This window comes from Streptomyces krungchingensis (assembly GCF_054729265.1).
This window is the reverse complement of record NZ_JBPUKY010000001.1, coordinates 7,397,089-7,422,759: the sequence shown is the minus strand read 5'-3', so window position 1 is coordinate 7,422,759 and position 25,671 is coordinate 7,397,089. Positions and strand designations below refer to the sequence as shown.

At 70.9% G+C, this 25,671-nt stretch carries 27 protein-coding genes and 1 pseudogene; 3 read left to right on the top strand and 25 right to left on the bottom strand.

The features are described from left to right. Positions 1-51 precede the first annotated feature (51 nt). On the top strand, positions 52-792 hold the full coding sequence (locus tag ACSYGO_RS32635; protein WP_426677988.1) for a hypothetical protein: 741 nt from the start codon (positions 52-54) through the stop codon (positions 790-792). 221 nt (positions 793-1,013) lie between these two features. Here ACSYGO_RS32635 and ACSYGO_RS32630 read toward each other — a convergent pair whose 3' ends face one another. The 6 genes from ACSYGO_RS32630 to rpsB all read right to left on the bottom strand — a co-directional run bounded on the left by ACSYGO_RS32630 (position 1,014) and on the right by rpsB (position 6,300). Continuing rightward, positions 1,014-1,280, bottom strand: a complete 267-nt coding sequence (locus ACSYGO_RS32630; RefSeq protein WP_432187115.1) for a hypothetical protein — start codon at positions 1,278-1,280, stop codon at positions 1,014-1,016. 327 nt (positions 1,281-1,607) lie between these two features. Continuing rightward, positions 1,608-2,747 (bottom strand): phosphatidate cytidylyltransferase, encoded by a 1,140-nt coding sequence (locus ACSYGO_RS32625; protein WP_460388627.1) that lies wholly within the window; start codon positions 2,745-2,747, stop codon positions 1,608-1,610. Then, positions 2,747-3,304 (bottom strand): ribosome recycling factor, encoded by a 558-nt coding sequence (gene frr / locus ACSYGO_RS32620; RefSeq protein ID WP_028802465.1) that lies wholly within the window; start codon positions 3,302-3,304, stop codon positions 2,747-2,749. Before frr ends, ACSYGO_RS32625 begins: the two co-directional genes overlap by 1 nt. 189 nt (positions 3,305-3,493) lie before the next feature. After that, entirely contained in the window at positions 3,494-4,264 is a 771-nt protein-coding gene (gene pyrH, locus ACSYGO_RS32615; RefSeq protein ID WP_095936924.1) for a UMP kinase, read from the bottom strand. A 191-nt stretch (positions 4,265-4,455) separates the two neighbouring features. After that, complete coding sequence (gene tsf, locus ACSYGO_RS32610; RefSeq protein ID WP_345658609.1) at positions 4,456-5,292, bottom strand: translation elongation factor Ts; 837 nt, start codon at positions 5,290-5,292, stop codon at positions 4,456-4,458. Between the two features lie 96 nt (positions 5,293-5,388). Further along, positions 5,389-6,300, bottom strand: coding sequence for a 30S ribosomal protein S2 (gene rpsB, locus ACSYGO_RS32605; RefSeq protein ID WP_345658610.1), 912 nt, complete (start codon positions 6,298-6,300; stop codon positions 5,389-5,391). A 556-nt stretch (positions 6,301-6,856) separates the two neighbouring features. Between rpsB and ACSYGO_RS32600 the strand changes: the two genes are divergently transcribed. Next, positions 6,857-7,372 carry a murein hydrolase activator EnvC family protein gene (locus ACSYGO_RS32600; RefSeq protein ID WP_460388625.1) on the top strand — a complete coding sequence of 172 codons (516 nt, stop codon included), beginning with the start codon at positions 6,857-6,859 and terminating at the stop codon, positions 7,370-7,372. Positions 7,373-7,788: 416 nt separating this feature from the next. Here the strand turns inward: ACSYGO_RS32600 and ACSYGO_RS32595 are convergent, their stop codons facing one another. The 18 genes and pseudogenes from ACSYGO_RS32595 to proS form a co-directional block, all read right to left on the bottom strand. Continuing rightward, positions 7,789-8,346 carry a TetR/AcrR family transcriptional regulator gene (locus tag ACSYGO_RS32595; RefSeq protein ID WP_426678044.1) on the bottom strand — a complete coding sequence of 186 codons (558 nt, stop codon included), beginning with the start codon at positions 8,344-8,346 and terminating at the stop codon, positions 7,789-7,791. A 140-nt stretch (positions 8,347-8,486) separates the two neighbouring features. Next, complete coding sequence (gene whiG, locus ACSYGO_RS32590; RefSeq protein ID WP_028802460.1) at positions 8,487-9,329, bottom strand: RNA polymerase sigma factor WhiG; 843 nt, start codon at positions 9,327-9,329, stop codon at positions 8,487-8,489. 273 nt (positions 9,330-9,602) lie between these two features. Beyond that, positions 9,603-10,747: pseudogene (gene dprA, locus ACSYGO_RS32585) on the bottom strand (DNA-processing protein DprA). Continuing rightward, the gene (locus ACSYGO_RS32580; RefSeq protein WP_432172454.1) at positions 10,744-12,369 is read right to left on the bottom strand and encodes a YifB family Mg chelatase-like AAA ATPase; all 1,626 of its coding nucleotides are present in this window, start codon (positions 12,367-12,369) and stop codon (positions 10,744-10,746) included. Before ACSYGO_RS32580 ends, dprA begins: the two are co-directional and overlap by 4 nt. Next, entirely contained in the window at positions 12,369-12,740 is a 372-nt protein-coding gene (locus tag ACSYGO_RS32575; RefSeq protein WP_426677983.1) for a YraN family protein, read from the bottom strand. Before ACSYGO_RS32575 ends, ACSYGO_RS32580 begins: the two co-directional genes overlap by 1 nt. A 170-nt stretch (positions 12,741-12,910) precedes the next feature. Beyond that, positions 12,911-13,219 (bottom strand): DUF2469 domain-containing protein, encoded by a 309-nt coding sequence (locus ACSYGO_RS32570; RefSeq protein ID WP_003965949.1) that lies wholly within the window; start codon positions 13,217-13,219, stop codon positions 12,911-12,913. 55 nt (positions 13,220-13,274) lie between these two features. Beyond that, on the bottom strand, positions 13,275-13,787 hold the full coding sequence (locus ACSYGO_RS32565) for an NUDIX hydrolase (protein ID WP_426678043.1): 513 nt from the start codon (positions 13,785-13,787) through the stop codon (positions 13,275-13,277). A 40-nt stretch (positions 13,788-13,827) separates the two neighbouring features. Further along, entirely contained in the window at positions 13,828-14,601 is a 774-nt protein-coding gene (lepB, locus tag ACSYGO_RS32560; RefSeq protein ID WP_426677982.1) for a signal peptidase I, read from the bottom strand. Positions 14,602-14,672: 71 nt separating this feature from the next. Further along, on the bottom strand, positions 14,673-15,617 hold the full coding sequence (gene lepB, locus ACSYGO_RS32555) for a signal peptidase I (RefSeq protein ID WP_460388622.1): 945 nt from the start codon (positions 15,615-15,617) through the stop codon (positions 14,673-14,675). Next, positions 15,502-16,593 carry a signal peptidase I gene (lepB, locus tag ACSYGO_RS32550; protein WP_426677980.1) on the bottom strand — a complete coding sequence of 364 codons (1,092 nt, stop codon included), beginning with the start codon at positions 16,591-16,593 and terminating at the stop codon, positions 15,502-15,504. The genes lepB (ACSYGO_RS32555) and lepB (ACSYGO_RS32550) overlap by 116 nt, the downstream gene beginning before the upstream one ends. Continuing rightward, a complete protein-coding gene (gene lepB / locus ACSYGO_RS32545; RefSeq protein ID WP_426677979.1) occupies positions 16,586-17,302 on the bottom strand; it encodes a signal peptidase I in 717 nt (238 codons plus the stop codon). The genes lepB (ACSYGO_RS32550) and lepB (ACSYGO_RS32545) overlap by 8 nt, the downstream gene beginning before the upstream one ends. An 83-nt stretch (positions 17,303-17,385) precedes the next feature. Then, a complete protein-coding gene (gene rplS / locus ACSYGO_RS32540) occupies positions 17,386-17,736 on the bottom strand; it encodes a 50S ribosomal protein L19 (RefSeq protein WP_030675924.1) in 351 nt (116 codons plus the stop codon). Between the two features lie 132 nt (positions 17,737-17,868). Then, positions 17,869-18,690 (bottom strand): tRNA (guanosine(37)-N1)-methyltransferase TrmD, encoded by an 822-nt coding sequence (trmD, locus tag ACSYGO_RS32535; RefSeq protein WP_426677978.1) that lies wholly within the window; start codon positions 18,688-18,690, stop codon positions 17,869-17,871. Further along, positions 18,690-19,232 (bottom strand): ribosome maturation factor RimM, encoded by a 543-nt coding sequence (rimM, locus tag ACSYGO_RS32530; RefSeq protein WP_426677977.1) that lies wholly within the window; start codon positions 19,230-19,232, stop codon positions 18,690-18,692. The genes trmD and rimM overlap by 1 nt, the downstream gene beginning before the upstream one ends. 84 nt (positions 19,233-19,316) lie before the next feature. Beyond that, a complete protein-coding gene (locus ACSYGO_RS32525; RefSeq protein WP_221353916.1) occupies positions 19,317-19,556 on the bottom strand; it encodes an RNA-binding protein in 240 nt (79 codons plus the stop codon). Between the two features lie 2 nt (positions 19,557-19,558). Further along, positions 19,559-19,978: a 30S ribosomal protein S16 gene (gene rpsP, locus ACSYGO_RS32520; RefSeq protein ID WP_028802449.1), complete on the bottom strand. Its 420-nt coding sequence runs from the start codon at positions 19,976-19,978 to the stop codon at positions 19,559-19,561. A 296-nt stretch (positions 19,979-20,274) separates the two neighbouring features. Next, the gene (locus ACSYGO_RS32515; protein ID WP_028802448.1) at positions 20,275-20,871 is read right to left on the bottom strand and encodes a hypothetical protein; all 597 of its coding nucleotides are present in this window, start codon (positions 20,869-20,871) and stop codon (positions 20,275-20,277) included. Positions 20,872-21,121: 250 nt separating this feature from the next. Continuing rightward, the gene (gene proS / locus ACSYGO_RS32510) at positions 21,122-22,537 is read right to left on the bottom strand and encodes a proline--tRNA ligase (protein WP_460388619.1); all 1,416 of its coding nucleotides are present in this window, start codon (positions 22,535-22,537) and stop codon (positions 21,122-21,124) included. Between the two features lie 198 nt (positions 22,538-22,735). Between proS and ACSYGO_RS32505 the strand changes: the two genes are divergently transcribed. Then, positions 22,736-23,596, top strand: coding sequence for an SAM-dependent methyltransferase (locus ACSYGO_RS32505; RefSeq protein ID WP_460388617.1), 861 nt, complete (start codon positions 22,736-22,738; stop codon positions 23,594-23,596). 14 nt (positions 23,597-23,610) lie between these two features. Here ACSYGO_RS32505 and ftsH read toward each other — a convergent pair whose 3' ends face one another. Beyond that, positions 23,611-25,545: an ATP-dependent zinc metalloprotease FtsH gene (ftsH, locus tag ACSYGO_RS32500; protein WP_460388615.1), complete on the bottom strand. Its 1,935-nt coding sequence runs from the start codon at positions 25,543-25,545 to the stop codon at positions 23,611-23,613. Positions 25,546-25,671 lie beyond the last annotated feature (126 nt).

Here is a 25,671-nt window from a genome sequence, read left to right as displayed (position 1 = left end):
GCGCCACGGCCGCACGACCGCGGCGAATGCCCCGGCTCTACGATCCCGCGTATGACCAAGTTCATCGTCACGGTGTGCCTGCCACCGACCAAGCCACGGAAGCTTCCGGAGGCGATAGCCACCGCCATGGCGCCCTACGACATCAACCTCACCGACGAGTGGAATCCGGTCGGTGAGTGGGACTGGTGGACCATCCACTCCGATGCGAGGACCCCGTACCTCGTCCTGCCGGCCCACGACGGCGACCGCAGGCTCGTCACGGCCTCCACCGTCCCCCGCAGGAAGGCGGAGCTCGAACCGCTCGGTCCGCTGGAGTGCTGCGGCGGGCCACGGGGGATGCTCGACTTCGACGCGATGCGGCGACGGTCGGCGCACCAGTACGACGCGCTGCTCGCCGCCTGGGACGAACTGACCGCACAGCACCCCGAGGCCCGGCCGCTGTCCCACTTCGTCGCCCGTCACGACTCCGACCCCGACGGCTACTCCCGTGAGGACGCCAAGAAGGATCACCTGGCCCAGCCGCTGGTGCAGGAGGTGGCGCAGCGGGCCGTCGCAGGCGATCCGCACTTCGACATGTCGTTCCTGCTGAACGATCCGATCGCGTACTTCGCGCAGCAGCACGCGGAGGCCCGGCGGTCGGCGGTCCAGTGCGCCGTGCCCGGTTTCGCCCTGCTCGCCCTCGACGGCACGTGGTCGGACGGGCAGAGCGACGACTACTGGGAGCGGGCCAACGCGTACCTCGACGACCTGCATGCCGAGGCCGTCGTCGTCGATCTGCTCTGCCACTGCTGACGGCGGCGGGCCCTCACGTGCGGCCGTCGCATCGCGGCGGCCGTGGCGGACGGCCGGCCCACCGATCGCTGCGGCCGGGACGGACGGCCGCCCCAGCGAGCACCGCGCCGTGACCGTGGCATGCGTCCACCCCACCGATCGCTGCGGCCGGAGTGCACGGCCGCAGCGTCAGGCGCTCATCCGGCCATGGCCTCGGCCGGTCGATGGGCGGGGGCGGGCCGTCACGGCGGGTTGGCCGCGAGCCGGCAGGCACCGTTCGCGGCACCGCCCGGCACGCCCGCGGCGGTCAGGGCGTTCACACAGCCCGTGAGGTCGCTGTGCACGCCTCGGGTGCACGCCGCCGTGACGGCGTCCGAGACCTGGACGCCCGCCTGCTTGACCATGTTCGTGCAGGCCGGGATGTCCGCGTGGGCGGCGGGGGCGGCGAAGGCCACGCCGCCCAGGACGAGGGGCAGACCGATGAGGACACCGGCGATTCGGGCCGACATACGCATGGGGACACCTGCTCTTCGGGGTCGGGGCTCGTGCATGCTCGGCGCCGAGCACCGGGCGCGGCCGGTGTACGGCCGTGGCCCCGGGCCCCCGCACCCGTCGGCTCGGCGGAGCGCCCTTCTGCTTCCGACGCTAGATCAGTCGCCCCGGCCCCGCACCCGCACCCGCGCACTCCGGCCCGGCGACGGCACACGAAACCCGCCGGCCGACGGCGCACGACTCGGCACGGCGGCCGCACACTGCTCGGCACGGAAAGGGCCCGCCGTTCCGTGGAACGGCGGGCCCTCACCCTCAAAACAGCAGGCCGGTGACGGATGTGGAGGTCAGCCGGAGCCCACGAAGATCACCAGGAGCAGCCAGACCACCGGAGCCGTCGGCAGCAGGGAGTCCAGCCGGTCCATGATGCCGCCGTGCCCCGGCAGCAGCGTGCCCATGTCCTTGATGCCCAGGTCCCGCTTGATCATGGACTCGCCGAGGTCGCCGAGCGTGGCGCTGGCCGCGACCGCGAGGCCGAGGACCAGACCCTGCCACCAGCTGCCGCCGTCGATCAGGAACTGCATGCACAGCGCGCCGGCCGCCATCGCGAAGGTGACCGCGCCGAACAGGCCCTCACGGGTCTTTCCGGGGCTGATGCGCGGCGCCAGCTTGTTCTTGCCGAAGCGCCAGCCGATCGCGTACGCGCCCGTGTCACTGACGACCGTCAGGAGCAGGAACGTCAGGACGCGGCGCGGCCCGTCGTCGGCGGTCAGCATCATGGCCACGAACGTCGCCAGGAACGGCACGTAGAAGGCCGCGAAGACCCCCGCCGTGACGTCCTTCAGGTAGCCCTCGGGGGGCTCCGTCATCCGCCAGACCAGGACGGCCAGCGCGGTGAGCGCCATCGCCACCCAGGCACCCTCGGCGCCGCGGACGTAGCCGGCGACGACCATGGCCGCCCCGCCGAGCGCCAGCGGGACGAGCGGCGCCTTGATGCCCTTGCGCTCCTCGAGCCGCGAAGTGAGCTCCCACAGCCCCACCACCACGGCGACCGCCACCACGCCGACGAACACGGCCTTGACGACGAACAACGACGCGACGATCACGACGCCGAGCCCGACGCCCACACCTATGGCCGCGCCCAGGTCGCGTCCCGCACTCTTCTTCTGTGGCGCGGGGGCGGGCTGGGGGGTGGCGCTGGGCATGGGCTCCTGCGGGCTCTGCGGGTGGTGCGACGGCTCCCCGAAGGGCACCGTCGACGATGGGTCGTCGCGGAACAGGGGGCCACCCAGCTGAGCGGCCCCCGGGTCGTCATCCTGGTCTCCGCCGTGTGCGGGTTCGTCGGGCACGATGGGCATGGGGCGAGTCTGCTGCGCGTCATGCGCATCGTACGTGGGACCCGCCGGACCTGCCCCCTGGACAGGCCCCTGCTCGGACGCCCCCCAGTACCCGGCTTGTGGCGGCGCTCCCCAGGAAGAGTCGTTCATCAGACCTCGAGCAGCTCCGCTTCCTTGTGCTTCAGGAGCTCGTCCACCTGTGCGACGTACTTCGCGGTGGTGTCGTCGAGCTCCTTCTCCGCACGACGGCCCTCGTCCTCGCCGACCTCGCCGTCCTTGATCAGCTTGTCGATGGCGTCCTTGGCCTTGCGGCGCACGGAACGGATCGAGACCTTGGCGTCCTCGCCCTTGGTCTTGGCGACCTTGATGTAGTCCTTGCGGCGCTCCTCGGTCAGCTCGGGGAACACCACCCGGATGATGCTGCCGTCGTTGCTGGGGTTGACGCCCAGGTCGGAGTCGCGGATCGCCTGCTCGATGTTGCGCAGCGCGCTCTTGTCGAACGGGGTCACCACGGCCATGCGCGGCTCGGGCACCGCGAACGAGGCCAGCTGGTTGATCGGCGTCAGTGCGCCGTAGTAGTCGGCCACGATCTTGTTGAACATCGCCGGGTGCGCACGGCCGGTGCGGATCGCGGCGAAGTCCTCCTTGGCGACCACGACGGCCTTCTCCATCTTCTCCTCGGCTTCGAGGAGGGTCTCTTCGATCACCACTTGCTCCTGCGTGTCTTGAGTAGGCCCGGCAGCTGTTTCCTCGTCGGGTCGGCGGCCGGCTGCGTCGCGTCTTATTCCTGCACGGTTCCGGACCGGCAGGACATTGTCCATCCCCCGGTCAGGGTCCGTCCTCGGCCGGGGTCCGTCCCCGTCCCGGGGTCGGTTCCCCGTCCGGGACGGTCCCCGTCAGGCCCGGCCGCTCTGGTCGCCCACGAGTGTGCCGATCTTCTCACCCTTGACGGCCCGCGCGATATTGCCCTCGGCCAGGAGCTCGAAGACCAGGATGGGCAGCTTGTTGTCCCGGCACAGCGTGATGGCCGTCATGTCGGCGACCTTGAGGTCACGCGTGATGACCTCGCCATAGCTGAGCGAGTCGAACTTGACTGCCTCGGGGTTGGTCTTGGGGTCGGAGTCGTAGACCCCGTCCACGCCGTTCTTGCCCATCAGCAGCGCCTCGGCGTCGATCTCCAGGGCGCGCTGTGCGGCGGTGGTGTCGGTGGAGAAGTACGGCATGCCCATACCGGCGCCGAAGATGACGACGCGGCCCTTCTCCAGGTGGCGCACGGCGCGCAGCGGGATGTACGGCTCGGCGACCTGCCCCATGGTGATGGCGGTCTGCACACGGCTGTCGATGCCCTCCTTCTCCAGGAAGTCCTGGAGGGCGAGGCAGTTCATCACGGTGCCGAGCATGCCCATGTAGTCGGAGCGGGCCCGGTCCATGCCGCGCTGCTGGAGTTCGGCGCCGCGGAAGAAGTTGCCGCCGCCGATGACGACGGCGATCTGGGCACCGCCGCGCACGACGGCCGCGATCTCGCGGGCGATCTTGTGCACCACGTCGGGGTCGACGCCCAGCCCGCCGCCACCGGCGAACGCCTCACCGGAAAGCTTCAGCAGAAAGCGTCCCGCGCCTTTGCCGTCGTCGGTCTTCTCGCCCTTGTCGGCCTGGGTGGTGGTCATGGAGATCTCGCCTCTTTTACGTGTCGCACATACGAAGAAGGCCATTGCCGGTGGGGTGTCGTTCGCATCCCATGCTCGGCAATGGCCTCCTCGTCAGATCTGCTGTCGTCCGGCACGCACGCGTGGGTGCCGGCGTACCGGGACGACTGCTGTCGACCCTATCGGGGTCGCGCGTCGATCGCGGTACGGACTCAGATGCCGACCTTGATGCGCGAGAAGCGCTTCAGGGCGACACCGGCCTCGTCCAGGATCTGCTGGACGGACTTCTTCTGGTCCAGCGCGTAGGGCTGGCCCAGCAGGGTGGCCTCCTTGAAGAAGCCGTTGACGCGACCCTCGACGATCTTCGGGAGGGCGGCCTCGGGCTTGCCCTCGGCGCGGGTGGTCTCCTCGGCGACGCGGCGCTCGGACTCGACGACCTCGGCCGGGACGTCCTCACGGGAGAGGTACTTCGGCGCGAAGGCGGCGATGTGCTGCGCGATGCCCTTGGCGAGGTCGGCGTCGGCCTTGTCCAGCTCGACCAGGACACCGATCTGCGGGGGCAGGTCGGGCATGGTGCGGTGCATGTACGACGCGACGTAGGCGCCGGAGAACTGGGCGAAGCGGTCCAGGACGATCTTCTCGCCCAGGTTGGCGTTGGCCTCGTCGACGAACGCCTGAACCGTCTTGCCGGACTCGATCTCGGAGCCGAGGAGCGCCTCGAGGTCGGCCGGGGCGGTCGCGGCGACGTGCTGCGCGATCTGGTTGGCGACGGCCTGGAACTTCTCGCCCTTGGCGACGAAGTCCGTCTCGCACTTCAGCTCGACCAGGACACCGGAGGTGTTGTCGTCAGCGATGATGGAAACCACAGCGCCGTTCTCGGCGGAGCGGCCCTCGCGCTTGGCGACGCCCTTCTGGCCCTTGATGCGCAGCGCCTCGACGGCCTTGTCGACGTTGCCGTCGGCCTCGTCCAGCGCCTTCTTGCAGTCCATCATGCCGGCGCCGGTGAGCTCACGGAGCTTCTTGACGTCAGCGGCGGTGTAGTTCGCCATGATTCCTGGAATCTCTCTCGGAGTCTGAAGATCTACGGGATGAACGGCGGGGGCTTCGTGGGCCCCCGCCGTTCACAAACCCGAAGGGGTGAGGGGTCAGGCCTGCTCGGCGTCCGCGGCCGGAGCCTCGGCGGCGGGGGCGACAGCCTCGGCCTCGGCGGCCGGAGCGTCGGCCTGCTCGGCGTCGGCGACCTTCTCCGTCTCGGCGGAGGTCTGGACCTCGGCCTCGTCGGCCTTCTTCTCGCCCTCGAGCAGGTCGCGCTCCCACGCGGCGAGCGGCTCGCCCGCGGCCTTGTCACCCTCGGCCTTGCCGGCGCCGGAGCGGGCGATGAGGCCCTCGGCGACGGCGTCGGCGATCACGCGGGTGAGCAGGGTGACGGAGCGGATCGCGTCGTCGTTGCCCGGGATCTTGTAGTCGACCTCGTCGGGGTCACAGTTGGTGTCGAGGATGGCGACGACCGGGATGTTGAGCTTCCGGGCCTCGCCGACCGCGATGTGCTCCTTCTTGGTGTCCACGATCCAGACGGCGCTGGGCACCTTCTGCATCTCGCGGATACCACCGAGGGTCTTCTCCAGCTTGGCCTTCTCGCGCGAGAGCACGAGAAGCTCCTTCTTGGTGAGACCGGAAGCGGCGACGTCCTCGAAGTCGATCTGCTCGAGCTCCTTGAGGCGCTGCAGACGCTTGTAGACGGTGGAGAAGTTGGTGAGCATGCCGCCCAGCCAGCGCTGGTTGACGTAGGGCATGCCGACGCGGGTGGCCTGCTCGGCGATGGCCTCCTGCGCCTGCTTCTTCGTGCCGACGAACATGACCGTGCCGCCGTGGGCGACGGTCTCCTTGACGAACTCGTAGGCGCGGTCGATGTACGACAGCGACTGGAGCAGGTCGATGATGTAGATGCCGTTGCGCTCGGTGAAGATGAAGCGCTTCATCTTCGGGTTCCAGCGACGGGTCTGGTGACCGAAGTGGACGCCGCTCTCCAGCAGCTCCCGCATCGTGACGACGGCCATGGCCGTTCTCCTTGGTGTTCTCGGTTGTGCCGCGTGTGCCGGACGGCACTCGCGCCTGACGCCCGCGATGCGCCTTGCCACGAGGGACCGAGAGGCGCTGACACCGGTCGCTGACGACCAGGTGTCGGGGCGTGCGAAGTCGACCCGGTGACCCGGATCGCCATCAGAAGTGTACGGGACCCGAGAGGCGCCGGGTGACGCCGCTGTCCACAACCGGCCGGTACTCCACAGATCCCGGTCATGATCGGCCCGGTTGCGGGACGGTGTCGGCATGCGAGCGAAACGATGTGTGCGTACGTGGCTCGGGCTGTTGCTGGGGCTGGGGCTGGCGGCGACCGTCCTGGGCGCGGCGGGCCCGTCGGCCCCCGCCCGGGCGAACGGCCCCGCGCCCCCGGCGCCGGCCGTGTCCCCTGCCCCGGCTTCGGCCCCGGCCCCGGCCCAAGTCCCGGGCCCGGATCAGGAGTCGCGTCCGGATCAGGCGCCAGGCCCAGATCCGGGCTCGGGCTCGACCTCGGGCTCGGGATCGGAGCCGGGAAGCGCTTCGGCCGCCGACCCGGTGCCGCGGACTGCTACCGATCCGGTGCCGAGATCCGCGGCCGACCCGGTGCCGAAGGCCGGCCGCGTCTGGCCCGTGGGCGCGCGCCCTCCGGTCGTACGGGGCTGGGAGCCACCGGCGACGACGTACTCCCGGGGCCATCGCGGTGTGGACCTCGGGGCGGCCCCGGGTGCGCCGGTCCGTGCCGTCGCCGCGGGCCGGGTGTCCTTCGCGGGCCGGGTCGCGGGCCGTGGTGTCGTCTCGGTCGAACTGCCGGGCACGGGCACTCCGCCGCTGCGGACGACGTACGAGCCGGTGCTGGCGTCCGTGCGCAAGGGCGACGAGGTCGCGGCGGGCGACCTGCTCGGCACTGTCGAAGGCGGCGGCTCGCACTGTGCCAGGTCGTGCCTGCACTGGGGGCTGCTGAGAGGCAGTACGTATCTGGACCCGCTGTCGCTGCTCCCGCCCTGGCTGCTGCGCGCGGGCCCGTCACGCCTGCTGCCGGTGGCGGGGGCGCCGCGAACACCCGCCGCGTAAGGAGGACGGGTCCCGGCGTCGCCTCCGCGTGCCACGGTCCCGGCCCTCGCGCCACGGGCCCCGGCGTCGTCCTCGCCCCACGGGTCCCGGCGTCACATCCGCGCACCACGGATGCCGGCCCCGCCCGCGCGCCACGGGTCCCGACCCTCGCCCCCACAGGTCCCGGCGTCACATCCGCGCAACACGGATCCCGGCCTCGCCCACGCCCCACGGGCCCCGGCGTCACGTCCGCGCACCACGGATCCCGGCCTCGGCCGCGCCACGGGTCCCGGCCGTCGCGCCACGGGCCTGGCGCCACATCCGCGCACCACAGGTCCCGGCGTCGCTCGCCCGCCGCGCAAGGAGGACGGGTCCCGGCGTCACGCCCGAGCCCCACGGATCCCGCCGTCACGTCCGCGTACAGGGAAGCGTCGGACTCAGCCCCGCACGCCCCGCAGAACCATGGAAACGGCCGCGTCGGTGATCGCGTCGGGTTCCTCCGCGGCGCCCAGCTCGATGCGGCGCACGGCGGCGTCGACCACGCCCTGGAGGAGCATCGCGGCCAGCCGTGGTTCCGCGTGTCCCATGTCGCCGAGCGCCTCGACGATCATCGCGACCAGGCTGCCGTGGGCCGCGCGGATCTTCTCCCGCGCTCCGGCGTCGAGCTCGCTCGCGGAGATGGCGACCACGGCGCGGTGCCGCCGGTCGCCGACCAGCGCGAGCTGCTGCCGTACGTACGCCTCGACCTTGTCCTCGGGGGTGTCCGCCCGCTCCATCGCGGCGGAGACCTCGGCCGCCCACACGGGGAAGTCGACCTCGCACAGCTCCTCGACGACGGCCGCGCGGGAGCGGAAGTACTCGTAGACGGACGATCTCGCGAGTCCCGTGCGTTCGGCGAGGGCAGGGAAGGTCAGCGCCTCCGTCCCGCCTTCGGACAGGAGGGACCGCGCCGCGTCCAGCAGGGCGGCTCGCTGCATCGACCGGTGCTCGGCCACGGAGGCCGCTCGAATCCTTGGCACGTCAACCACTGTACGGACGGACCGCCCCGGACGGCAGCCACTCCGCCCACCCGGCGGTGGCGGCGGCGCCCCGACAGCGGCGGGGCAGGGACGATTCGGCGTGCGCCCGCCACCCGTCAGCGGCCGAAACTCGCCAGCTTCGCCCGCAGCTGGAGCACCGACTTGGTGTGGATCTGGCTCACTCTGCTCTCGGTGACCCCGAGCACGTTGCCGATCTCCGCGAGCGTGAGTCCTTCGTAGTAGTAGAGCGTGACCACGGTCTTCTCCCGGTCGGGCAGCGTGTTGATGGCCCGTGCGAGGAATCTGCGCAGCTCTCGGTCCTCGGCCACCTCGACCGGGTTGTCGGCCGCGGTGTCCTCCAGCGTGTCCATCAGGCTCAGGCGCTCACCGCCCTCGCCGCCGACGTGCAGCAGCTCCTCCAGGGCCACCACGTTCGCCAGGGACAACTGGCTGAACACCGCGTGCAGTTCCTCCACCGCGATGCCCATCTCGGAGGCCACCTCGCCCTCCGACGGGGTGCGGCGCAGGCGTGCCTCCAGCGTCGCGTAGGCCCGCTCCACATTGCGGGCCTTCTGCCGCACCGAGCGCGGGATCCAGTCCAGCGCGCGCAGCTCGTCGATCATCGCGCCCCGGATCCGGGTGATCGCGTACGTCTCGAACTTGATCTCCCGCTCGATGTCGAACTTCTCGATCGCGTCGATCAGCCCGAACACCCCCGACGAGACGAAGTCCGCCTGTTCGACATTGGCCGGCAGTCCGACGCTCACCCGTCCCGCGACGTACTTCACCAGCGGTGAGTAGTGCAGGATCAACTGCTCCCGCAGCCGGTCGTCACCCGTCGCCTTGTACGACCGCCACAACTCGTCGAGTGTCGCGGGAGCGGGCGGGCGCACGCTACCGCCGTCGCGAGCGGCTGGCGGGATCGCCGCCCGGTCGGACCCGGAGGTGTGCTGGGGCATTCGTCGCCTTGTGCCGTTCTGCCGTGAACTGGGGCTGCCTGAGTGACCTGTCGGTCTGGTGTCGAGAATTGTCCGTCTGAGCCGGAATCCTCGTGAGCGTAGCGTGACTGAGGAGTCGCAGTGCGCGAAGAAGGGGGGATCACCCTCACGCGGAGTCACTTGACGTGACCTGCCTCCGCGTGACGGTGGTCGCCCTGCGTGACTGCCGGGAGACGCCAACTGCGGGAAATCCCAAGGCTGTCGGCGTTAGCCCGGACGGCCGAACACGCTCGGTCAGCAGCCTCGGGGATCTTCATGGACGGGGATCACCGCCTGGCGTGTCAACTTCCAGCCGTCGCCGTGTCGTTCGACGAAACCAAGTGCTCGGAGTTCGTACAGCCTCCCGACCGCGTCGTCGGGCGTGGTCGCCGCGCCCCGGGCGATCTCCTCCGCTCCGGCCCGGCCGCGCGCAGGCAGCGCGGCCAGCACGCGTCCGGCACCCGGGTCCAGCAGATCCCGTGGCAGCACGGGCCCACGCCGGTCCGGGGCCAGCTCGCCGATGTCACCCACCAGCTCCACGACGTCCGCGGCGTCGGAGACGAGGACCGCGTCGCCGCGCAGCAGTTCGTGCACTCCGGCCGACAGTCCGCTGGTGGCCGGGCCCGGCACCCCCATGGTGAACCGCCCGAGGCGCTGTGCCGCACGGGCCGTGACCAGTGCGCCGCTGCGATACGCCGCCTCGACGACCACCGTGCCCCGGGTGAGCGCGGCGATGACTCGGTTGCGCAGGAGGAATCTGCTCTGTGTCGGATGGTCGCCGGGCGGCAACTCCCCCACCACGAGGCCCTGTTCCGCGATTCTCGTGATCAGGGTGGCGTGTCCGCGCGGGTAGGGCCGGTCGACGCCGCAGGCCAGCACGGCGACGGTGGCCCCGCCCGCCCCGAGCGCTCCCCGGTGCGCGGCGCCGTCCACGCCGTAGGCGCCGCCGGAGACCACCACCCAGCCCCGCTCCGCGAGGCCGGCGCCGAGGCAGGATGCCATGTGGGCGCCGTACTCGGTGCAGGCCCGGGCGCCGACGACGGCGACGGAGCGCAGCGCCCACATCCGCAGACTGGGGCTCCCGCGCACCCACAGGCCCGTGGGCCGGGCATCGCCCAGGTCGTCGAGTGTGCGGGCCATTCGGGCTCGCCGGGGCAGACGTACCTCACCCCGGCGGCCCGCGCCTGGGCGAGGTCCTGCTCGGGGCGGACCCGCCCGGCCCGTCCCCGCAGTCCCGCCCATCGCTTCCCGGTCACCCCCGGCAGCGGTCTGCCCCCTTCGACCAGCCGCCGGGCCACCTCCACGGGCCCGAACTCGCGCAGCCACCGTCCGCCCACCTCGTCGCCCGGTTCGATGATGCGGGCGAGGGCGACGCGGGCCATGCGTGCCTCGTCACTCATGTCGGCGAGCCGATCGTCATCGGCACCCCTCGCGGGACGCCGGTGCGCAACTGGAGCGCCAGGGCGACGTCACCGGCGTCGGGCCGGTCGTGCCCCGACAGGTCCGCGACGGTCCACGCGACACGGAGCACACGGTCCAGGCCGCGCGCGGTCAGCAGGCCGCGCTCCAGTCCGCGCTCCGCCTCGTCCATCGCTCCGGGCAGCGCCTGCCAGCGGCTGCGCAGCTCGCGTCCGGGCATTTCGGCGTTGGTGTGCCACGGTGTGCCGGACAGACGGTCGGCGGCCCGGTCGCGGGCGGCTCGCACCCGGTCGGCCACCGTGCGCGTCGACTCGCCCCGGGCGCCGAGCGCCGTCAGCTCCGAGCGGGTGACCGGCTCGACCTCGACCCTCAGATCGACCCGGTCGAGCAGGGGTCCGGACAGCCGGGACTGGTAGCGGCGGATGGCGGAGGGCGGGCATTCGCAGCGGTCGTTGGTCACGCTGAAGCGCCCGCACGGGCAGGGGTTGGCCGCCAGCACCATCAGGAACTTCGCCGGGAACCGCACGACTCCGGCGCTGCGCGCGATCACGACGTGCCCCGCCTCCAGGGGCTGGCGGAGGGCGTCGAGGGCGAAGCCGCTGAACTCGGGTGCCTCGTCGAGGAAGAGCACGCCGCGATGCGACAGCGACACGGCGCCGGGTCGTGCCAGGCCCCTGCCGCCGCCGACGAGCGACTGCATCGTCGCCGAGTGGTGGGGTGCGCAGTAGGGCGGGACGTCCACCATGGGTTTGCCCGGCGGCAGCAGGCCCGCGACCGAGTGGACCGCCGTCACCTCCAGGGATTCCTGCCGGTTCAGGGCCGGCAGGAGGGACGGCATGCGCTCGGCGAGCATGGTCTTGCCCGCGCCGGGTGGCCCCTGCAGGAACACGTGGTGTCCGCCCGCCGCGGCCACCTCCATCGCGGTGCGCGCCGACAGCTGGCCGACGACGTCCGCGAGATCGTGCCCCTGGTCCTGGTCGGGGAGGGTGCTGCCGCACAGACCGGTGGCCTCCCCCGTGCCGGGCACGCGCAGTCCGGCCAGCAGCGGGTCGGGGCGGCCCTGCTCGTCCGGGTCCTCCTCGGGCATCGGTTCGTCGGTGAGGGCCGCGATCAGCTGGCGCAGGCTGCGGACCCCGAGCACCGAGACCCCTGGCACGAGCGCGGCCTCGGCGGCGGCGCACTCCGGCACCACCACCTGCTCGTATCCCGCGTCCGCCGCCGCCAGGACGGCGGGCAGGACACCGCGCACCGGCCGGACCCGGCCGTCCAGGCCCAGTTCGCCGATCATCACGATGTCGGCGAGCACCCGTGGGTCGATCCGTTCGGCGGCGCCGAGCACCGCGCAGGCGACGGCGACGTCGAAGCCCGATCCGGCCTTGGGGACGGACGCCGGGCTCAGGCCGACCGTGAGTTTCTTCTGGGGCCAGTCGGCGCCCGAGTTGACCACCGCCGCCCGCACCCGGTCGCGGCTCTCCGTGAGGCTCTTGTCGGGGAGGCCGACCAGGGTGAAGGCCGCTACGCCGGGCTCCAGGTCGGCCTGGACCTCGACCACGACGCCCTCGACACCCACCAGTGCCACCGCACACGTCCGCGCGAATCCCATCAGGCCACCCCCCGCGCGTGCTCGACGACGGGCGCGCCGCGGCCGGGCAGGACGACGCCGATCAGATCGATGCGGACGCCGCCGGGGGGCGCCCCTCCGTGTTCCTGCACCCAGCGTTCGGCGAGGCCTCGCAGACGCTGGGCCTTGGCCGGTGTGACGGCCGCCATCGGATGCTCGAAGGAGCCCGCCTTGCGGGTCTTGACCTCGCAGACCACCAGCGCGTCGCCGTCACGGGCCACGATGTCGATCTCGCCGGTCCTGCCGCAGCGCCAGTTGCGCGCCAGGACCGTCATGCCGGACTCGGTCAGCCGGCGGGCGGCGAGGTCCTCTCCGTACCTGCCGAGTGCGTTGCGTGCCTGGGACGAGTTCATGTCGGCACCACCTCCGGCGCCAACACTGCGGTCGTCCCGCCCCGCTTGTGGATCTTGGTGGACGAACGCGCGATTGTGGAAAACCCCGTCACCCGCAGGGGTGACCACTCCACGTCAGGGACTCCAGGGGGCGACCGCCGGCGGCTCCCGGCGCGCCGGCGCTCCCGTCATCAGCCGCCCGGAAGCTCCAGATCGCTCTTGTTGAGCTCCTCAATGTTCACGTCCTTGAACGTCAGGACGCGGACCTGCTTCACGAAGCGTGCGGGTCGGTACATGTCCCACACCCAGGCGTCCGCCATGGACACCTCGAAGAAAACCTCTCCCTGGACCGAGTGCACCTGCATCTCGTAGTCATTGGTGAGGTAGAAGCGCCGTTCGGTCTCGATCACATATTTGAACAGACCGACGACATCGCGGTACTCCCGATAGAGCTTCAGCTCCATCTCGGTCTCGTACTTCTCGAGGTCCTCGGCGCTCATGGCATGTTCCCCTTCAGCCGTGCGTCCCCCTATTGTGCGCCAGCCCCGCGGGCCCCTAGACGATTTCCGTGTCGAGGACCTCGGGCGTGGCCGGGGGACCCTCGTCGAGCAGCCTGTGCAGCAGCTCGGCGAGCCTGGTCGGATACACCGTCTCATGTGCCTCGGTCAGTTCCTGGCACGTCCACCAGCGCGCTCCGGCGACGCTGCGCCGTTCCAGCTCCGTCAGACCGGCGGCCGCCGTCGCCGTCTGGGTCGTACGGGCCAGGTAGTACCACTCGTCCTGGTCCCAGCGGCGGCCCGCGAACGGGAACGAGCACCTGCGCCGCCACAGCACCGGGCCCAGTTCGACCTCGGTGATGCCGGTCTCCTCCGCGAGCTCGCGGACCGCGGCCTGCTCTCGGGTCTCGTCGCCCTCCAGGCCGCCGCCCGGGGTGAACCACCAGTCGTCGGCGGGGTCACCGGGCTCGTGCCCATGCAGCAGCAGAATGCGTTCCTCGGGGTCGAGCAGCACCACACGGGCCACCTTCCGCAGCCCGCCCCGGTACTCCTCGTCGGCGACGGCGGGCAAGGAGTCCTGCCCGTGCTCGCCCCTCGCGTCGTACGGCACCTCAGCGGGCACCGGCGAGCTCCGTGCGGGCCCCGGCCCGCCGGCGCGCCCGGTTGGCGATCGGGCCGTAGGCCGCGCCGCCCAGGACGAGCACCGCACCGGCGATCACCGCCGAGACGATCAGCCGCAGCGGACCCGGCTCGGAGAGGCTGCCCAGCGACTCGAAGCCGGTCGGCCGCTCCAGCATGCCGTTCATCGGCCACACGACGGCGTCGACGCGTCCCTTGACGGCCTTGCGCGGCACGGTGCCGTTGGCGGCGTCGGTCAGGTGGGCGGTGGAGTCCAGGGAGCCGCTGCGCTCGTCACCGAGCAGGAAGAGATTGCCGTCCGGGACCGTGACGGTCGGGATCTTCGTCAGCTCGGCCGCCGACCCCTTGGGCAGATACGACTCGTCGATCTGCTTGCCGTTGACGGTGAGCTTGCCGTCGGTGCAGCAGGCGACCTTGTCGCCGCCGACGGCGACCACGCGCTTGACCATGGGCACGTCACCCCACGACGACTGCTTGAAGACGACGACGTCGCCGCGCTTGACCTCGCCTCCGTCGACCCGCTGTGCCAGCACGCGGTCGCCCGCGTCGATCGTCGGCGTCATCGAACTGGTGGGCACGGTGTACGGCCGATAGACCACCGCCCCCCAGGCGAACCCTCCGAGGAACAGCACAATGCCCAGCGCGACAGCCAGTCCGGACAGGACTTGTCCGGTCCGGCCGCCCGCCGGGCCCTTGTCTGTGCCACCGCTGCGCGGGGCCGTACGCGTCGTGCTCTCGCCACCCATGGGTCCGCACCTTACCCGGGGGTACGGTCCGCGGTCAGCCCATGGCCGGCATCACGATCACCGGCTGCGCCCTAGGACTCGTCCGTCTTCCGCTCGGACGCCTTGCGACGGCGCCCGAGGAGCACCAGCGGTACGGCCCCGACCAGCGCCACGGTGCCGGGCGAGGTCACGGCCGCGGCCGCCTGGCCGCTCAGACCGTCCTGGTCGAAGGTGTCCGGAACGGGCAGGGTGCCCCAGCGGTTGATGGGCCAGGCCTTCACGATGGCGCGCCCGACGACCTTGTCGACGGGAACCATGCCGTGGTGCTTGTCCATCTGGTTGTAGCGCGAGTCCTTCGAGTTCTGGCGGTGATCGCCCATCACCCAGATCATGCCCTTGGGCACCTTGACCTTGAACTGGCCGCCGTCCTCGTCGACGCTGCACGGGGTGTTGCCCGGGTAGACGTACGACTCCTCGTTCAGCGCCTTGCCGTTGACGGTCAGCGGGCCGGAGCCCTTGCACTCGACGGTGTCGCCCCCGACGCCGATGACGCGCTTGATGAGGTCCTTCTCCTCGGCCGACGGCATCAGACCGATCCAACTGAGCACCGTCTGCAGGGCGTTCGGGTTCGCCGTGGGCTCACCCGCGAGCCAGTTGTCGGGGTCGTGGAAGACGACGACCTCGCCGCGCTCCGGCTCGGAGCCGAACCACGGGGTCAGCTTGTCGACCAGGACGCGGTCTCCCTGCTGGAGCGTGATCTGCATCGAGTCCGAGGGGATCGAGAACGCCTGCACCAGGAAGGTCTTGATGAGCAGCGCGAGGACCAGGGCGATGCCGATGAGGATCGGCAGCTCCTTCCAGAAGGAGCGCTGCTTCTTCGACTTCGCGTCCCGCTCGGCCGCGGCTCCGCCGCCCTCGGCGTCACTCCCGGTATTCGACGCGTCCTCTACGGCCGGGGAAGCCGAATCGTCGGGCCGCTCCGGCTTCCCTTCGGGACCGTCTTGTCCGGACCGTGCGCCGACCGCCACATCCCCCACATCCACTCCTCACTCCGTGCCGCCGCCCACGCCGTATTCGGCGCAGGCCCACCACTCCCATAACGAGCGGGAGTTCCGCAGGGGTCGGGAGCGGGGTCAATCCGTCTGGATCCGCAGGGGCCACCCTATGCGACCCAGCGAGAACGGAGGTCGACCCTCCAGGCGCGTCGGCCACGGACGCGTACGTGCCCGGCTCGTCCAGGCTGGTCCAGTGTCCGAGGGGCCACGCGATGTACCTGGCGCGGCCGACGACCGACTTCAACGAGACGGTGCCGCTGAACTTGTCGGAGCGGTGGTAGCGGGAGTCGGCGGAGTTGGCGCGGTGGTCGCCCATGACGAACAGGCGGCCCTGTGGCACCTTCACCTCGAAGGCGAAGTCCGACGGTTTGTTGTCGGCGTGGATGTAGGGCTCGCTGAGCGGCGTGCCGTTGACGGTGACCCGGCCCTGCGCGTCGCAGCACTTGACCGTGTCGCCGCCGACCCCGACGACGCGCTTGATCAGGTCCTTCTCGTTGTCGGAGGGAAGCAGACCGATGAAGGTGAGCCCCTCCTTGACCTGTTTGACGACGACGGGGTCGTCCTTCTTCTTGGTCTCCTCGGCGGTGAGCCAGCCTCCGGGATCCTTGAAGACCACGACGTCACCGCGCTGGGGCTCGGAACCGAACCACGGAGTGAGCTTGTCGACCAGGACGCGGTCGCCGATCTGGATCGTGTTCTCCATGGAGCCCGACGGGATCACGAAAGCCTGGACGAGGAAGGTCTTGAGCACAAGCGCTATCAGGACGGCGACGCCGACGAGGAGAGGTATCTCCTTGATGGCCGAGCGGCGCCTGCGCCGCTTGACCTTGCGCTGGAGCTTGCGCCGCTCGGCGCGTCCGGTGCGCGCGACGCCGCCGGAGGCCCGCCGGGTGCCGGTGGGCAGCAGGTTCTCTGCGGCGCTGGTCGGCACGCCACGCGGTTTGCCGCGGTTACCCATGGGCACCGTCCGCGGCGGGCACGCGCGCGTAGGCGTCGGGGCGCGTCAGCCGCGTCCAGTGACCGGCGGGCCAGGCGACCCAGTCGGCCCGGCCGATGACGCCGTCGACGGGGACCATGCCGCCGCCGGGTGAGCCCAGGTGGTCGCGGGAGTCGCTGGAGTCGCTGCGGTGGTCACCGAGGACGAAGAGGGTGCCGGCGGGCACGACGACGTCGAAGGGAACGTCGGACGGGCTGTCCCCGTGATGCACGAACGCCGACTCGTCGACCGACTGGCCGTTCACTTCGAGCCTCCCTTCCTGGTCGCAGCAGACCACATGGTCTCCCCCCACACCGACCACGCGCTTGATGTAGTCGGCGTCTCCGAAGTAGCCGGTGCCGTCGAACACGACGACATCGCCCCGTCGCGGCTCGGCACCGAAACGGTACGCCAACTTATTTACGAGAACGCGGTCCCCGATCCTCAATCCGGACTCCATCGAGCCGCTGGGAATCTCGAAGGGCTGCATCACGAAGCGGCTCACGAGGAGCAGGAAGGCCAGGCAGGCCAGCACGGTCAAGGTGATCCGCCCGCCCGGAAGCCAGTCGGCGACGCGGTCCACCAACGCGAAACGCGACCGTCCCTCCGGCCCCTCTGTGTCCGGGATCTCCTCGGATCCGGAAGGGCGGGAGGAGCGGTCGCGCTCCACGTGCTGTGCTTCGGTGTCCATCGGGGCCAGATGTTATCCGGCCCCGCTGTGGCACCTTCGCGCCGACGGGTTCACCAGCGGTTTTCCCGTGCGGCGGCGCGAGATCAGCTCTCGCGCTTCTCCTTGATCTTCGCCGCCTTGCCGCGCAGGTCACGCAGGTAGTACAGCTTCGCGCGACGCACGTCACCGCGGGTGACGAGCTCGATCTTCTCGACGATCGGGGTGTGCACCGGGAAGGTGCGCTCGACGCCGACGGAGAACGAGACCTTGCGGACCGTGAAGGTCTCGCGGACACCGGCACCCTGGCGACGGATGACTACGCCCTTGAACTGCTGCACACGGGAGCGGTTGCCCTCGATGACGCGCACGTGGACGTTGACGGTGTCACCCGGGCGGAAGGCCGGGATGTCGCTGCGCAGCGACGCGCTGTCGACGGAGTCGAGCAGGTGAGACATTTCGTCTGCTTTCTTCGCTGATGCCACAGGTCATCAACGGGAGATAGGTTTTCCGGAAGTCGCTGCCGCGCCGGGACGGGCGTCGTGTCCCCCTGTGGCAGGGGCGCACGCCGGACGACGTACAGCAGCGCCCTATTGTTCCACGGCGTCGGGCGTGCGCCAAAATCGGCCGTCGGGGCCCGGCTGCCAGCCGAGGATCGAGAGCATCTCGCGGTCCTTCTTGTCGAAGACGGCGGGGTCGCAGCGCTCGATCAGGTCGGGACGGTTGGCCGTCGTGCGGCGCAGCGCCTCGTCGCGGCGCCAGCGGGCGATCTTCCCGTGGTGGCCGCTGAGCAGCACCTCCGGGATCTCGCGGCCGCGCCAGGCCGGAGGCTTGGTGTACACCGGGCCTTCCAGGAGGTTGGCCATGGCGCCGGGGGCGAAGGAGTCGTCGCGGTGGGACTCGGCGTTGCCGAGGACACCGGGCAGCAGTCGCGCCACGGCCTCGGTGACGACCAGGACGGCCGCCTCGCCGCCGGCGAGCACGTAGTCGCCGATGGACACCTCGTGGACGGGCATGCGGGTGGCGTACTCGTCGATGACCCGACGGTCGATGCCCTCGTAACGGGCGGGGGTGAAGACCAGCCAGGGGCATGCGGAGAGCTCGACGGCGAGTTCCTGGGTGAACGGGCGTCCGCTGGGCGTCGGGACCACCAGGGCGGGTCCGTGGGAGCCCGTCTCGTAGCCGTCGGCCAGGACGGAGTCCAGCGCGTCGCCCCAGGGCTCGGTCTTCATGACCATGCCGGGACCGCCGCCGTACGGGGTGTCGTCGACGGTGTTGTGCCGGTCGTACGTCCACTCCCGCAGATCGTGCACGTGCACGTTCAGCTGTCCACGCGCGCGTGCCTTGCCGACCAGCGAGACGTTCAGGGGTTCCAGGTACTCGGGGAAGATCGTGACGACGTCGAGCCGCATTACGCCTCGTCCCTTGCGGAGGCGATCTCGGCGCGGTCGTCGATCAGTCCCGGCGGCGGGTCGATGACGGCCCGCTGCTCCGTGAGGTCGATGCCGGTGACGATCTCCTCGACGAACGGGATCATGACCTCGGTCCCGTCCGGCCGCTCGACCACGAACAGGTCCTGCGAGGGCAGGTGCGAGATCTCCGTGATCCGCCCGACCTCGACGCCGTCCGCGGTGACCACGTCCAGGTCGATCAGCTGGTGGTCGTAGTACTCCTCGGGGTCCTCCGGCGTCTCCTCCGGATCGACGTCGGCGATGAGCAGGGTGTTGCGCAGCGCCTCGGCGGCGTTCCGGTCCCGTACGCCTTCGAAGCGCAGCAGGAGACGGCCGCTGTGGACGCGGCCCGTCTCGATGGTCAGCGGTCCGGCGGAGGCCGGGTCGGTGAGCAGGACGGCGCCCGGTCCGAGCCTGAGTTCCGGCTCGTCCGTACGCACCTCCACGGTGACCTCGCCCTTGATGCCGTGGGCGCGGCCGACGCGAGCGACTACCAGCTGCACTGTGCTTGATCTCCTGTCGATACGACTACGGGCCGGGAAAGGCTCGTAAGCCCTCCCCGGCCCGAGCCGGTGCTGCCTGTTACGTCAGCGGACGTGGTCCACGTCGACGAGGTCGACGCGGACACCGCGGCCGCCGATGGCGCCCACGACGGTGCGCAGAGCGCGCGCGGTGCGGCCGTTGCGGCCGATCACCTTGCCGAGGTCGTCGGGGTGCACCCGGACCTCGAGTACGCGTCCGCGGCGCAGGTTGCGCGAGGCGACCTGCACTTCGTCGGGGTTGTCGACGATGCCCTTCACGAGGTGCTCGAGAGCCTCCTCGAGCATGCTCAGGCCTCGGTCGACTCGGACTCGGCCTTGGCCTCGTCCTTCTTCTCAGCCTTCTTCTTCTGGGTGATGGCCTCACCCTTGCCCTCGTCCTCGCCGCCCAGGGCGTCGAAGGACGGGCGCGTGGCCTTCGGCTCGGCCACGAGCAGCGGAGCCGGGGCCGGCAGGCCCTTGAACTTCTGCCAGTCGCCGGTCAGCTTCAGGATGGCGAGCACGGGCTCGGTCGGCTGCGCGCCGACACCCAGCCAGTACTGCGCGCGGTCCGAGTCGACCTCGATGCGCGAGGGGTTCTGCACCGGGTGGTACAGACCGATCTCCTCGATGGCCCGGCCGTCACGGCGGGTGCGGGAGTCGGCGACGACGATGCGGTAGTGAGGCGAACGGATCTTGCCCAGACGCTTCAGCTTGATCTTGACTGCCACGGAAGTGGTGTCTCCTGGTCTTGACGTGGTTGGGCACGGCGAGATGGCCGCGTGGGGTTGCGGTACCCGAGTGCCCGATGGACGCGTCAGCCGGAGGAGAGAGGGGTCCTGTGCGGCTGTCGAGTACAGCTAGCCATTGTGCCACATCCCGGCGGTTCGCCTTCACCCGCGGGGTGTGCCCGGCCATGGCTCATCGGCACCGGGCGCCGGCCCCCGGGCGCCCGTCACGCCGCCCGGCGCCCCACGGTGCCGCCGTCCTGGATGGCTGAGCACGGCTGCCACGAGCAGCCGTGCTCTCAGGACGCCGCCGCGCCCACCACTTCGGGGATCCGGAAGGGCTTGCCGCACCCTCCGCACACGATCGGCGCCTGGGCCAGCACCGACGGGACGACCCGCACATTGCGGCCGCAGTCGCACACGGCCTTGACGCGGACGCCCCCTCCGGAGGAGCCGTGGCGCGCGGCCGGGCCGCGGAACGACCGGGCACTGTCGGCGGCGGTCGCGGCCGAGTGCGCCTTCAGCGCGCGCTGCAGCCGCTCGATGGTCGGGCGGTACCGGCGCTTCGCCTCGGGGTTGAGCGTGACCAGGGAGAAGCCGCTGCTGGGATGCGGCTCCTCGGGGTGGTCGAGACCCAACTCCTCGGCGATCGCGAGGAACCTGCGGTTGTGATACCGGCCGGCGCGCGAGGTGTCGCGGACTCCGCGGGCGGCGGCGATGCCGTGGACTGCCTCGTGAAGCAGTCGTTCGAAGGAGAGTTCGTGCCCGCAGGCGGACGACGACTCCCCGATCAGGGACTCTGGCGCGGCAAGATCGGGCAGCTCGGGGTGGTGCCGCTGAATGTCGGCCCACGCCCCTGCCAGCTCTGCGGCGAGAACAGGTGGTGTCGTGCTCACGTCGTGACAACGAGCCGGGGTGCCTCTGTGTTCCTATTCCGGGGCATCCCAAATAATTTGCACGTACCCGTCAGTTGCCGCTGATGTGTCCTGACGAGGGCGGGTGCGCTGATCTGCGGATAAGCCTCACAGCTCGTACCAAGGCGGTACGTAGGGACACGTACGCCCCGGCGCGTAGACGGGGTCGGCGCGCCGGGGCACCTGGAGTCAGCAGATGCGCAAGAGGCCTTTCGGTCGGCCCGGGACCTACTCAGTAAGCGCGCGCCACGACGGCGACGTTACCCGGTGCGTCGTCGGCGTCGGGCACCGACCCGTCCTCGGCGACCAGACACCGTACGGTCACGGAGTGCTCGGCGAGCTTGGCCTCGCCCTCTTCGCCGAGGTCGACCCAGGGGATGCGGGCCCAGCCGCCCGCGGCGGCGGCCTCGACGGCCTCCTCGATCGTGGTCACGTCCGAGGTGCGGGACTCGCGGCGCTCGCGCGACTGCCGCAGCAGCAGTGCCTGGTCCTCTTCCAGGACCGCGGGGAGCAGACCCGCCAGGGCGTCGATGGCGACCGGTTCCTTGCCGCCGGGGATGCGGCGGGCGAGCATCGCGGTGCCGTTCTCCAGGTCACGGGGCCCGACCTCGACGCGGACGGGTACGCCCTTGAGTTCCCAGTCGACGGCGCGGCGGCCGAAGGGGGTGTCCGTGCGGTCGTCCACCTGGACGCGTACGCCCGCCGCCTTGAGCCGGTCGCCGATCTCGCGGACCTTGGCCAGAACCGCCTCGTCCCCCTTGATGGCGAGGACGACGACCTGCACGGGGGCGAGCCGCGGGGGCACCCGCAACCCGTTGTCATCGCCGTGCGACATGATCAGGCCACCCACCATGCGGGTCGAGGACCCCCAGGAGGTCTGCCAGACGAGCTCCTGCCGGCCCTCCTTGGACAGGTACTGGGTGTTGAAGGCCTTGGCGAAGTTCTGTCCGAGCTCGTGGCTGGTGCCCATCTGGAGGGCCTTGCCGTCGCCCATCATCCCTTCGAGCGTCAGGGTGTTGATGGCGCCGGCGAACCGCTCGCTCGCCGTCTTCCGGCCGAGGACGACGTCGATACCGAGGACGTTCACCATGAAGTCGGCGTACACCTCGCGATGGATGTACGCGGCGTAGTCCCGGGCGTCCTCGTAGGTGGCGTGGGCGGTGTGGCCCTCCTGCCAGAGGAATTCAGTCGTACGGAGGAACACGCGCGGGCGCATCTCCCAACGCACCACGTTGGCCCACTGGTTGATCAGCAGCGGCAGGTCGCGGTAGCTCTGCACCCACTTGGAGAAGTAGTCGTTGATGATCGTCTCGGAGGTGGGGCGGACGACGACCGGCTCCTCCAGCTCCTTGCCGCCGCCGTGCGTGACGACCGCGAGCTCCGGAGCGAAGCCCTCGACGTGCTCGGCCTCCTTCGTCAGGTACGACTGCGGGATGAAGAGCGGGAAGTACGCGTTCGAGGCACCCGCTTCCTTGATGCGGGCGTCCATCTCCTGCTGCATCCGTTCCCACAGCCCGTACCCGTACGGCCGGATGACCATGGTGCCGCGCACCGGGCCGTTGTCGGCCAGTTCGGCCTTGTTGATCAGGTCCTGGTACCAGCGGGGGAAGTCGTCTGCGCGGGGCGTGAGAACGGGTGCCTTTGCCATGCGGCGATCGTACGGGCCCACGTTGCCGGAATGTGAATTCTCGTGGCGGGCGCGGTCGGTGGACAAGCCGGGCCCCGCAACCCCTGGACGCCGGGTCGAGTGCGGAGTTACCTGACATACGGGGGGAGTGCGAGCGCACTGCACGGGGGGCGGCGAAACAGGCAAGGCGGCAACTCTCGGCGGATTGGGGCGCTTTCGATGACACCTACGCTCGTGCGGCAGCAACTGCCTCACGCGGGTCCATCGCCTCGCGTGAACCTGTGTGCACGCGCGCGTGACTGGGCCGAGATCCAGGAGCGGATGCTCGTGCCGCTCTACGAGGCCGTCTACGAAAGACTGGAAGTGGGCCGTGGGACACGGCTGCTGGGACTGGGGTGCGGATCGGGACTCGCGCTGCTGATGGCGGCGGCGCGCGGTGCGACGGTGACCGGCGTCGACTCCGCGTCGCCCGAGCTGACGGCCCTGGCGCGCGAGCGGCTGCTGCCGGAGGGCTGGTGCACGCGCGCGCGTGCGGACACGCGGCTGGTGGACGGCTCCCCCGAGGACGCGGCCGTCGCCGCGGGGACGCCGGCGTACAACCTGGTGACCGCCTTCGAGCCGGTCGGATGCACGGCCGGGGACTCCGAGGCGCTCGGTGCGCTGCTCGGCCGGGCGGCACCGCTCGCGGAGCGGGGAACGCCCGTGGTCCTCGTCGGATGGGGGCCGCCGGAGCGCTGCGCCACCTCGGGCGTGCTGCGGATCGCCGCCAAGCTGGCCGATCCCCTGCCGGGGGCGGGGAGCTGGCGGGCGGCCCGGCGCGACGACCTGGAGGACGTCGCCGAGCGGGCCGGGCTGCGGCCGGACGGATCGGGGCGGGTCGCCTGCCCCTTCGGGTACGCCGACGTGGACAGCGCGGTGCGGGGACTGGTGTCGACGGGGCTGTTCGACGCGGCGGTCGAGGCCACCGACCGGGCACAGGTCGACAAGGAGCTCGCCGAGGCGCTGCACCCGCACCTGCGCCAGGACGGCACGGTGTGGATGCCGAACGTCTTCCGGTACCTGATCGCCCGCACGGCCTGACGGGCGCCGGAGCGCTACGTCTCCTTCGTCAGGCGGGTGATGCCCGCGATCCGGTAGGCGTCCGCCTCCTCCAGGGTCTCGTTCGCGAGGAGCGCCTCGGCCAGCGCGTCGAGTTGGCCGCGGTGGTCACGGAGCTTGCGGCAGGCCTCCTCGTAGCACTCGTCGACGATGCGGCGCATCTCCCCGTCGATCACGTCGAGGGTGCGGGGTGCCGCGGCGAGCCCGTAGGCCTGCTGGGCGTCGGTCGGGAGAGCGGACAGACGGCCGACGCGGTCGCTCATGCCCCACCGGGCGACCATGCCGCGGGCGATGTTCGTGACCTGCTCCAGGTCGTTCTCCGCGCCCGTGGTGACCACTCCGTAGACGACCTGTTCGGCGGCCATGCCGCCGAGGGCTCCGATGATGCGGCCGCGGAGGTACTCCTCCGTGTACGCGTACCGGTCCGACTCCGGGGTGGAGAGCGTGACGCCCAGGGCGCGGCCTCGCGGGACGATGGTGATCTTGCGGACCGGGTCGGCGCCAGGTTGCAGCATGCCGAGCAGGGCGTGGCCGCTTTCGTGGTAGGCGGTGCGACGGCGTTCCTCGTCGGGCATCACCAAGGGGCGTTCGGCGCCCAGCTGCACCTTTTCCAGCGCCTCGGAGAGGTCCGTCCGCGTCACCTGTTGCTGCTTGCGCTTGACCGCGAGGAGGGCCGCCTCGTTGGCGAGGTTGGCGAGTTCCGCGCCGGTCATGCCCGGGGTCGTACGGGCCACCTGGGAGAGGTCCACGTCCGGGGCGAGCGGGATGTCCCGGGTGTGGATCTCCAGGATCGCCTCCCGGCCGCCGCGGTCGGGGGGCGAGACGGTGACGACCCGGTCGAAGCGTCCGGGGCGGGTGAGCGCCGGGTCCAGGATGTCGGCGCGGTTCGTCGCCGCGACGACGACGACGCCCTCGGAGCCGGAGAAGCCGTCCATCTCGGTGAGGATCTGGTTCAGCGTCTGCTCGCGCTCGTCGTGACCGCCCATGCCGGAGCCCCCGGCCCGAGCCCGTCCGATGGTGTCGATCTCGTCGATGAAGATGATCGACGGGGCCGTCTTGCGGGCCTCGGCGAACAGCTCGCGCACGCGTGAGGCGCCGACGCCGACGATCATCTCGATGAACTCGGAGGCCGACGCGGAGAAGAACGGTACGCCCGCCTCTCCGGCGACGGCGCGGGCGAGCAGCGTCTTCCCGGTGCCCGGCGGGCCCGTCAGGAGCACGCCGCGGGGCATCTTGGCGCCCATCTTCCGGTAGGCGTCGGGGTTCTTCAGGAAGTCGACGACGTCGTTGAGCTCGCCCTCGACCTCGTCGATGCCCGCCACGTCGCCGAACGTGGTGCGTTCGGCGCCCGGCTGCAGCTCGACGGGCTTGGGTGGCGGCTTGCGGCCGAGCATGCCGCCCGTGCCGCCCATGCCCGCTCTCATCCGCCGGGCGATGAAGATCCACAGGACGATCAGGAGGATCATCGGGGCCAGCGAGATCAGCAGGTTCGCCAGGAAGCTGCGGTGCTGGACGACCGGCTGCGCGGTGACGGTGACGTTGTTCTTGGTGAGGTCCTGCCAGAGCTGGTCGTCCGCGAAGGACGGGCGCTGGGTGTTGAACCTGGTGTACTTGCCGCCCCCGTCGGGGTTGTCCTGGGCGTTCTTGAGCTGCCCCTGGATCGCGTCGCCCTTGGCGTAGATCTTGGTGACGTTCCCGGCGTCGACCTGCTTGCTGAACTCCGTGTAGGAGATCGTCGGCTCGTCGCCCTCGTTGAAGAAGGACAGCACGAGGTTGGCGATCAGGAACACCACGAGGGCGGTGAGGACCAGCCGCCACCAGCCGCCGCGCATCTTCCGCCCGCCGGGCGTCGGCTTCGGCGTCTCCTCCGGGGTGCCCTCGGTACGCCAGGGCTGGTCGGGAGACTTGCGAGGTGGCGCGGGGTTGGCCATATCGGGACGTTACGACACGTGTGCGACACCGGCACCCCAGCGGGCTCCGGCACCCGGCGCTCCAACGGGCCCCGTCCCCCGGCACCCCAGCCGACGCCCGACATCCGGCACCCGGCACCCGGCACC

Excerpts from the sequence above, each read along its gene's own strand:
- ACSYGO_RS32625 (WP_460388627.1), bottom strand. The coding sequence starts at position 2,747 with ATGAACGACTCTTCCTGGGGAGCGCCGCCACAAGCCGGGTACTGGGGG.
- ACSYGO_RS32635 (WP_426677988.1), top strand. The coding sequence starts at position 52 with ATGACCAAGTTCATCGTCACGGTGTGCCTGCCACCGACCAAGCCACGG.
- ACSYGO_RS32630 (WP_432187115.1), bottom strand. The coding sequence starts at position 1,280 with ATGTCGGCCCGAATCGCCGGTGTCCTCATCGGTCTGCCCCTCGTCCTG.
- ACSYGO_RS32525 (WP_221353916.1), bottom strand. The coding sequence starts at position 19,556 with ATGCTCGAGGAGGCTCTCGAGCACCTCGTGAAGGGCATCGTCGACAAC.
- ACSYGO_RS32570 (WP_003965949.1), bottom strand. The coding sequence starts at position 13,219 with ATGAGCGCCGAGGACCTCGAGAAGTACGAGACCGAGATGGAGCTGAAG.
- tsf (WP_345658609.1), bottom strand. The coding sequence starts at position 5,292 with ATGGCGAACTACACCGCCGCTGACGTCAAGAAGCTCCGTGAGCTCACC.
- rpsB (WP_345658610.1), bottom strand. The coding sequence starts at position 6,300 with ATGGCCGTCGTCACGATGCGGGAGCTGCTGGAGAGCGGCGTCCACTTC.
- trmD (WP_426677978.1), bottom strand. The coding sequence starts at position 18,690 with ATGCGGCTCGACGTCGTCACGATCTTCCCCGAGTACCTGGAACCCCTG.
- ftsH (WP_460388615.1), bottom strand. The coding sequence starts at position 25,545 with ATGGCCAACCCCGCGCCACCTCGCAAGTCTCCCGACCAGCCCTGGCGT.
- pyrH (WP_095936924.1), bottom strand. The coding sequence starts at position 4,264 with ATGACCACCACCCAGGCCGACAAGGGCGAGAAGACCGACGACGGCAAA.
- proS (WP_460388619.1), bottom strand. The coding sequence starts at position 22,537 with ATGGCAAAGGCACCCGTTCTCACGCCCCGCGCAGACGACTTCCCCCGC.
- lepB (WP_426677980.1), bottom strand. The coding sequence starts at position 16,593 with ATGGGTAACCGCGGCAAACCGCGTGGCGTGCCGACCAGCGCCGCAGAG.
- ACSYGO_RS32580 (WP_432172454.1), bottom strand. The coding sequence starts at position 12,369 with ATGGGATTCGCGCGGACGTGTGCGGTGGCACTGGTGGGTGTCGAGGGC.
- rplS (WP_030675924.1), bottom strand. The coding sequence starts at position 17,736 with ATGTCTCACCTGCTCGACTCCGTCGACAGCGCGTCGCTGCGCAGCGAC.
- ACSYGO_RS32575 (WP_426677983.1), bottom strand. The coding sequence starts at position 12,740 with ATGAACTCGTCCCAGGCACGCAACGCACTCGGCAGGTACGGAGAGGAC.
- whiG (WP_028802460.1), bottom strand. The coding sequence starts at position 9,329 with ATGCCCCAGCACACCTCCGGGTCCGACCGGGCGGCGATCCCGCCAGCC.
- lepB (WP_426677982.1), bottom strand. The coding sequence starts at position 14,601 with ATGGGTGGCGAGAGCACGACGCGTACGGCCCCGCGCAGCGGTGGCACA.
- lepB (WP_426677979.1), bottom strand. The coding sequence starts at position 17,302 with ATGGACACCGAAGCACAGCACGTGGAGCGCGACCGCTCCTCCCGCCCT.
- ACSYGO_RS32505 (WP_460388617.1), top strand. The coding sequence starts at position 22,736 with ATGACACCTACGCTCGTGCGGCAGCAACTGCCTCACGCGGGTCCATCG.